A 228-nucleotide genomic window follows, 5' to 3' on the forward strand; every position below is an offset into this window, starting at 1 on the left:
GACGCCCGCCCCCAGCAGGTCGACGGCACCGGCCTCGTGCTGTGGGCCGTCGCCGAGGTCCTGTCCGTCCTGACCGGCGATGCGTCGGAGACGGCGCGCGAGCGCCTGAGCGCGCTCATCGAGGACTCCTCCGCCCTGCTGATCGAGGCGACCGGCGCCGGGACGCACCTCCCGCCCGTCTCCCCCGACTACTGGGAGGTCGCCGAGCGCAGCGTCACCCTCGAGACG

1 protein-coding gene is annotated in these 228 nt (G+C 75.0%); it reads left to right on the top strand.

Annotated features, from left to right (window positions below; genetic code table 11):
- The coding region (locus MJ643_RS31305) for a hypothetical protein (protein ID WP_247727402.1) at window positions 1–228 on the top strand (228 nt) is incomplete at both ends.

The sequence above is a fragment of the Pseudomonas sp. PNPG3 genome (assembly GCF_023093815.1).
GTDB classification, from domain to species: Bacteria; Pseudomonadota; Gammaproteobacteria; order Pseudomonadales; family Pseudomonadaceae; genus Aquipseudomonas; species Aquipseudomonas asiatica.